1 protein-coding gene is annotated in these 1,316 nt (G+C 68.3%); it reads right to left on the reverse strand.

Translation table 11 applies throughout. From position 1 onward, the window contains the following. Positions 1 to 35: 35 nt before the first annotated feature. A complete protein-coding gene (locus ACTZWW_RS22635; protein WP_444783221.1) occupies positions 36 to 1,235 on the reverse strand; it encodes an IS481 family transposase in 1,200 nt (399 codons plus the stop codon). Positions 1,236 to 1,316: the final 81 nt, after the last annotated feature.

The following is a 1,316-nucleotide window of genomic DNA, read 5'->3' on the forward strand; positions in this document are numbered from 1 at the left end:
GGTTGACAGATCTGACCGGATGAATGGTTGACAGATCAGGGTTGGGTTTGAGTGTTTTGCGACGCCCGGTCCCCCGGCCGGGGGACCGGGCGTCGCAGCTTTCTGGTCTTGCGGTCGATGATCCCGATTTTCAGGTCGAAGAAGCGGACGAGCCAGTCGCCGGTGTCGGTCTCCTCGATCGCGACCGGCTCGCCGACGAGAGCACCGCTCACGAAGACGAGGCTCCCGGCCCACTTGATCTCGCCCGCCTGGCGTACCTTTCGGACCGCCGCCTCGGGCGCATAGGCCGGCTCCGGCAGGCGGTCGGGGAGCAGCCGTGGGGCGGGCTCGTAGAACGCTGCCGGCGGCTTCTGGCCCAGCGCCTCGTGAGGCCGCTCGTGATTGTAGTCGTGGCGAAACGCGTCGAAGCGCGCCTGCTGGGTCGCACGATCGGCGCACGGCGGCGTCATCGCCTCACGCGAGAGCGTCCTGTGGAAGCGCTCGTGCCCGCCGTTCTGCTGCGGGCTGCCCCGGTCGATGCGTTCGTGGCGGATGCCGAGCTTGGCCCACCAGACCCCGAGCTCGGTGAGGCCCGTGATCCCGCTGGAAGCGAAGGGCGCGCCGTTGTCCGTTCGGATCGTCTCCGGCAGCCCGTGCTCCCGGAAGGCGATCTCGAACAAGGGAATGGCTTCCTCCTTGCTGGTCGAGGCCGTCGCGCCCAGCACCACGAGAAAGCGGCTGAAGCCGTCGGTCACCGTCAACGGCTCGAGCCGGCCCCGATCTGCCAGCCGGACCCAGCCCTTGTGGTCGGCGCACCAGACGTGGTTGGCATGCTGCGGTCGCGTCAGCTCGCCCAGGCGCGGCGGCGCCCGTCGCGGTGGCCTGCGGCTCGTCACCAGCCCTGCACGCTTCAAGATCTCCCCCGCCGTCGAGGGCGCGGGCCAGGTCACCTCCGGCGTTTGAGCCGCGAGCTTCGCCACGATCTTGCGCGGCCCCCAGCTCGGACGCGCCAGACGCAGCGCGACGATCGACTCCGCCACCGCATCCGGCGTCGATCGGCCGTGACGATGCGGACCGCGTGGGCGATCCATCAGACCCGCCGGACCTTCCTCGCGATAGCGCCGGCGCCACTCGTACCCAGTCTGCCGGCTGATCCCGAACATCTCGCACAGCTCGACCATCGTCTGATCGTCACGATCGCACAAAAGCGCGAACCGCATCCGTTGCTCCATCACACAGCTCTCGTTCCAGGCCATCGGCAGGTCCCCCTGCCGACCGAACAGAACTGTCAACCACTCAACCGGTCCATTCCGTCAGGGATATATCCGGTCCGAACA

Source organism: Salinarimonas sp. NSM, from assembly GCF_052380005.1.
In the GTDB taxonomy this organism is placed as follows: Bacteria; Pseudomonadota; Alphaproteobacteria; order Rhizobiales; family Beijerinckiaceae; genus Salinarimonas.